The sequence below is a fragment of the uncultured Mycobacterium sp. genome (assembly GCF_964249325.1).
Taxonomy (GTDB): domain Bacteria; phylum Actinomycetota; class Actinomycetes; order Mycobacteriales; family Mycobacteriaceae; genus Mycobacterium.
The window spans coordinates 1-5,338 of sequence record NZ_CAXUCH010000273.1 but is presented as its reverse complement, the minus strand read 5'-3'; the positions used below and the strand labels follow the sequence as shown (position 1 = coordinate 5,338).

At 66.7% G+C, this 5,338-nt stretch carries 7 protein-coding genes and 1 pseudogene; 3 read left to right on the top strand and 5 right to left on the bottom strand.

Annotated features, from left to right (window positions below; all coding sequences use genetic code 11):
* From ACFE99_RS22340 to ACFE99_RS22320, 5 genes and pseudogenes are all read right to left on the bottom strand, one after another.
* A partial coding sequence (locus ACFE99_RS22340) for an SCO1664 family protein (RefSeq protein WP_375488656.1) occupies positions 1-528 on the bottom strand: 528 nt, incomplete at its 3' end.
* Positions 512-1,099 (bottom strand): DUF3090 domain-containing protein, encoded by a 588-nt coding sequence (locus ACFE99_RS22335; RefSeq protein ID WP_375488654.1) that lies wholly within the window; start codon positions 1,097-1,099, stop codon positions 512-514. The genes ACFE99_RS22340 and ACFE99_RS22335, both read right to left, overlap by 17 nt.
* Positions 1,100-1,190: 91 nt before the next feature.
* A pseudogene (locus ACFE99_RS22330) lies at positions 1,191-1,872 on the bottom strand (histidine phosphatase family protein).
* Positions 1,869-2,753, bottom strand: a complete 885-nt coding sequence (locus ACFE99_RS22325) for an undecaprenyl-diphosphate phosphatase (protein WP_375488662.1) — start codon at positions 2,751-2,753, stop codon at positions 1,869-1,871. Before ACFE99_RS22325 ends, ACFE99_RS22330 begins: the two are co-directional and overlap by 4 nt.
* Before the next feature lie 74 nt (positions 2,754-2,827).
* On the bottom strand, positions 2,828-3,130 hold the full coding sequence (locus ACFE99_RS22320; RefSeq protein ID WP_375488652.1) for a hypothetical protein: 303 nt from the start codon (positions 3,128-3,130) through the stop codon (positions 2,828-2,830).
* A gap of 178 nt (positions 3,131-3,308) precedes the next feature.
* On the opposite strand from ACFE99_RS22320, the gene ACFE99_RS22315 reads away from it, so the two are divergent.
* The 3 genes from ACFE99_RS22315 to pyrD all read left to right on the top strand — a co-directional run.
* On the top strand, positions 3,309-4,346 hold the full coding sequence (locus tag ACFE99_RS22315; RefSeq protein ID WP_375488660.1) for a hypothetical protein: 1,038 nt from the start codon (positions 3,309-3,311) through the stop codon (positions 4,344-4,346).
* Entirely contained in the window at positions 4,343-4,594 is a 252-nt protein-coding gene (locus ACFE99_RS22310; RefSeq protein ID WP_375488650.1) for a DUF5703 family protein, read from the top strand. The genes ACFE99_RS22315 and ACFE99_RS22310 overlap by 4 nt, the downstream gene beginning before the upstream one ends.
* A 35-nt stretch (positions 4,595-4,629) precedes the next feature.
* Positions 4,630-5,338 (top strand): dihydroorotate dehydrogenase (quinone) (gene pyrD, locus ACFE99_RS22305; RefSeq protein ID WP_375488658.1); only part of this gene is annotated, 709 nt, incomplete at its 3' end.

Genomic DNA, 5,338 nt, shown 5'->3' with positions numbered 1-5,338 from the left:
GCGCAGGATGTGCCCGCCCTTGCGGTCGGCGTTGTTGACCAGCACGTCGAAGACCGCCATCCGGCGCAACCGGATGTCGTCGGCGTGCATCAGGATGACTTCGTCGCCGGCATAGTCATAAGCGCGCAGCACCGGCAGATAGCCCGCTGGCGGTTTGCCGGCGGGAAACAGGTCGACCAAGTCGGGCCCGGTGTCGGGATCGGAGTCCGGCGCATCGCCGGGCTGGTGCACCCAGAGTTGCACCATGCCCGGACCGGCCGGCCCGTCGCGAATGATCGTGTACGGCACGATATTCCAGCCCAGCTGCGTCGACACCAGATACGCGCCCAGTTCCCGGCCCGCCAGCGTCCCGTCGGGGAAATCCCACAGCGGCTGCTCACCGGCAATCGGCTTGTAAACGCAATGCACGCTGCGCTCACCCAACGTCGACTCGCCCAGAAACGTGGCGTTACTCGCCGAGCGAATGCGTCCCAGGACCGTCAGTTCGCCGCGCCGCAACACCTCGCGATCATCAGGCCTCGGCGTCATCGTCAGACCCGAGCAGCGCGCTGCGCCGGTAGCCGTTGGTGCGCGCGCAGATGTGTCCCTCTGGGTCCAGCGGTTCGTCGCACAGCGGACACGGCGGACGCCCCGCCGAGATGACGCGATGGGACCGAGTCGCGAACTGCCGGGCCGACTCCGGGGTCAAAAACACCCGCACCGCGTCAGGACCTTCCTCGGTGTCGTCAAGCACCACCGACGCGTCGAACTCAGTGTCGGTGACCGCCAGCAACTCAACCACCACGGTCTGCGCCTCGGAATCCCAACCCAGTCCCATGGTGCCAACCCGGAACTCGGCGTCGATCGGCGTGATCAGCGGGCTGAGGTCGTCAACCTCGGTCGGCTCTGGCGGCACCGGCGTGCCGAACCTGCGATGCACCTCATACAGCAACGCGCCGATGCGGTCTGCGAGCACTGCGACCTGCTGCTTCTCCAGCACCACCGACACCACCCGGTTGTCATGGACGGCTTGCAAATAGAAGGTGCGATTTCCGGGCTGGCCGACGGTCCCGGCGACGAAGCGGTCGGGTGTACGAAAGACATGAATTGCTCGGGCCATGGCATCTCCAAAATACCGGCAATTGTCGTTCCCACGTAATGCCCGGCAATTGCACCGCATACGCATTTGCGAAGACGCACGGCCTTCCCAGTTAATCGGTGGAGCCGCCCACCACCGCGTCACCGGGCGGCATCTCGCTATCAGGCGCGGCATCCGGGGAAGGCACCCTGGTCAGGGCGGCGGTGAGCCGCGCGCCGGTGTGGTTCACGTGCAACACGAATGGGCGCAGCTGGGTGTAGCGGATCACGCTCATCGATGCCGGGTCGGCGGTGAGGCGCTGAAAGCTGTCTAGATGGTTGCCCAGCGCGTCGGCGACAACCGCTTTGATGACGTCGCCGTGGGTGCAGGCCAACCACAGCACGTCACCGCCGTGCTGGTCGGCCAGCCGCCGGTCGTGGTCGCGGACCGCGGCCACCGCGCGCACCTGCACCTGAGCCAACCCTTCGCCGTCGGGAAACACCGCCGCGCTGGGATGGGCTTGAACCACCGTCCACAACGGCTCTTTGGCCAGCTCGGCGATTTTGCGGCCGGTCCACTGCCCGTAGTCGACTTCGGAGAGTCGTTCGTCGACCACCGGCTGCATCCCCAACGCCTCGGCGAGCGGTTCAACCGTCCGTCGGCAGCGCCTTCAGGGGCAGTTCGCCGAGCCGGGTGGTCAGTTCGGCGGCTTGCTCGCGGCCCTTGTCGTCGAGGTCGACGCCCTCGGAACGGCCCGCCAAAACGTGCGCGGTGTTCGATGTCGATCGACCGTGTCGCAGCAAGATCACGGTCATGTCGCGGATACCGTCCCGGCCGCGAGCAAGGCCAGCACGCTGATTCCCGCGACCACGCGGTAACCGACGAACCAATACATGCTGTGCCGCACGAGAAACCGCAGAAACCACGCTACTGCGCTGTAGCCGACGACGAACGCGATCAGCGTCGCCACCAACAGCTGTGGCCCGCTGGCGCTCATCCCTTCGCGCACCGGGTGGAATGCGTCGGGCAGCGAAAACAGTCCCGAGGCGAACACCGCCGGAATGGCCAGCAAGAAACCGAACCGTGCAGCCAGCTCGCGGTCAAGTCCGAGAAACAGCCCGGCGCTTATCGTTGCCCCGGATCGAGACACGCCGGGGACCAAAGCCAGCGTCTGGGCACAGCCCACGACGACGGCGTCCCACACGGTCAGTTGCTCGACATGTCTGCTCTGCCGCCCCAGGTACTCCGCGGCTGCGATCACCGCCGAAAACAGCACCATCGCCGTCGCCACTACCCACAGATTGCGCACGCCGGAGCGGATTTCGTCGGTGAACACCAGACCCAGTACGCAAATCGGAATCGTGCCGACGATCACATACCAGCCCAGCCGATAGTCGGTGCCTCGCTGCTCGAAATCGTTGCCGCGGCTGGCGCGAGCGCCCGATCCGGCTGCCGTCTTCGCTGGTGAACGCACAAGGCCGTTGACCCACGCGGTGGCGATGCGCACGATGTCGCGAGCGAAGTAGACCAGTACGGCGACCTCGGTGCCCAGCTGGGCGACCGCGGTGAACGAAGCGCCGGCGTCGCGCCCGAACATGATGCGCGACACGATCGCCAGATGCCCCGAAGACGACACGGGCAGGAATTCGGTCAACCCCTGCACCACCGACAAAACGACGACCTGCCACCAAGACATCGTTGGGGCCGCAGTCACGACGATGACCGTACCGGGTGCCTATAGGCCCCTACTGACGGGAGTACCGGACGGAGCTAGCGCGAAACAGGTTCGGCCAGCGCAACCGAATCCCGCACGGCCGCGGCGAGACTGCGTTGGTCGGTGAGGTCTATGCCGAGCAGGCTGCGGGTCGACCTCGCGACGACGTCCTCGGCTTGCGGTACTAATCCGCTTAGCCGGGGACGGTAGACCTCAACGACGAGCGAGCGATGTTCGATGTGGAAGGAGAAGCTGCGTCCGTCACCGACTTGCCCGTACCCGCTCGCGAAGATCCCGGTCGACATGTCCTCGATAGCGAACTCGAGGCCGGAAAACTGACGGTCTTCGGCGACTGTCATGGGCGCCGCTCCTCCTCATCGCTGCGCTCTGCATCGTCGCTGGCGCGGGTCATGGGCTGACCATACCTCCGGTCACCCGCCGGGTATGGGTGGCGGGCCCGGGACCGAGGCCGACAACGTTCCTTAGAATCGGAGCCCAGTCCCAGGTTCTGTTGCATGGTCTAAGAGTTACCCGGTGGTGCGAATCTGTAAACCCCAAGATCGTGTCGCTGGCCTGCTGTTTTGCGTTACCTTCGCGGCATCGTGTTCGTCGCACGCGTTGGAGACAGCGCCCCCGACCATCGCGCCGGCGCAGCCCGCTCAGTCACCTCCGGTGGCGGCCAGACCGGCCGGCGTGGTGTTGCCGCTGGGTGGTCACCCGCAGGCGGCGATGTTCGATGCCGCCACCTCGCGGCTGGCCGTGCTCAGCCCCAGCTCCGATCCGGCAACGCCTTCCAGCATCGCCGTGGTGGGCGCCGCACAGCCGCCGCGCAACATCGCGCTGCCTGAGCCGGCGACCGCGTTGACGGTTGACGGCCGCGGGACCGCTTACCTCTGCGGACGCGGCGGATACTTCGTCGTCGACTTGTCTGCAGGCCACGCCGAGCGCGTAGACATCGACGGCGCACGCAACACCGACTTCACCGCGATCGCCCGGCGCACGGACGGCAAGCTGGTGTTGGGCAGCGCCGACGGCGCGGTTTATCTGCTCGAACAGCCGGCCGCCGCCAGGGCAGCCGTGGCCAAACGAAACAAGCTCTTCGCCCGCGTGGATTCGATTGTGACGCAGGGTGATACAGCGGTTGTATTGGACCGTAGCCAAACCTCGGTGACGGCGATCGGCGCCGACGGCAATGCCGAGCAGGCACTGCGCGCCGGCCGGGGCGCGACAACCCTGGCCGCCGACCCGGTGGGCCGGGTGTTGGTCGCCGACACCCGCGGCGGCCAATTGCTGGTGTTCGGGGTCGACCCGCTGATCTTGCGCCAGGCCTACCCTGTGCGACAGTCGCCGTACGGCCTGGCGGGCTCGCGCGGACTCGCTTGGGTGTCGCAGACCGCAACGAATATGGTCATTGGTTACGATCTGACCACCGGAACACCCGTCGAAAAGGTACGTTACCCAACCGTGCGGCAACCTAACTCCCTGGCCTTTGACGATGCTTCGGGCACGTTGTATGTGGTGTCGGGCTCAGGTGAGGGTGTCCAGATCATCGAACATGCGGCGGGTCGGCGTTGAGTGCGGCGCGCCGCGGCCGGTTACCCGCTGAGTGGACGACGGAGATGTCCGACGAATACGAGTGGGCGCCGTTGCGCTTGCCGCCGGAGGTGACCCGGGTCAGCGCATCGACGCGGCTATCCATCGAGGCGGAGTACCGAGGCTGGGAGCTGACGCGGGTTCGGCTTTACACCGACGGGAGCCGGCGGGTGTTGTTGCGGCGTAAGAAGACTGCCCTCGACCGGCGGACCGACCAGCCGGGACTGTGAATCGAGCACGCGAACAGCATCGGTTATACCGCGCGCTGCGCCCGCTGCTGTTTGTGCTTCCGGCGGAACAGGTTCACCGGCTGGTCTTCGCGGCGCTTCGCGCTGTGACGGCTGCTCCCCCGCTGCGCCGGCTGCTACACCGGCTGTTGGCGCCGAGGGATCCGGTCCTGGCCAGCACGGTGTTCGGGGTGCGCTTCGCGGGGCCGCTCGGGCTGGCCGCCGGCTTCGACAAGAACGGCACCGGACTGCGCATCTGGGGTGCGCTCGGGTTCGGCTACGCCGAGGTCGGCACCGTCACCGCCGAGCCGCAGCCGGGCAATCCGGCTCCGCGCGTGTTTCGGCTACCCTCCGACCGGGCGCTGCTGAACCGGATGGGGTTCAACAACGACGGCGCCGGCCAGTTGGCGATTCGGCTCGCGCGACATCGGCCCGACGTGCCGATCGGTGTCAATATCGGCAAGACCAAGGCGATTCCGGCGGCCAATGCCGCCGAGGACTACCGCGCGAGTGCGCGCCTGGTAGGTCCGCTGGCGTCGTATCTGGTGGTCAACGTCAGCTCCCCTAACACGCCGGGGTTAAGGGACTTGCAGGCCGTGGAGTTGCTGCGACCGATCTTGGCCGCGGTTCGCTCCGAGACGTTCAAGCCGGTGCTGGTGAAGATCGCGCCGGATCTCTCCGATGCCGACATCGACGACATCGCAGACCTGGCCGTAGAGCTGGGGCTGGCCGGCATCGTGGCGACCA

What these genes read in the sequence shown, in the direction of transcription:
- ACFE99_RS22335 (WP_375488654.1), bottom strand. Translation starts at nt 1,099, where the DNA reads ATGGCCCGAGCAATTCATGTCTTTCGTACACCCGACCGCTTCGTCGCC.
- ACFE99_RS22325 (WP_375488662.1), bottom strand. Translation starts at nt 2,753, where the DNA reads ATGTCTTGGTGGCAGGTCGTCGTTTTGTCGGTGGTGCAGGGGTTGACC.
- ACFE99_RS22320 (WP_375488652.1), bottom strand. Translation starts at nt 3,130, where the DNA reads ATGACAGTCGCCGAAGACCGTCAGTTTTCCGGCCTCGAGTTCGCTATC.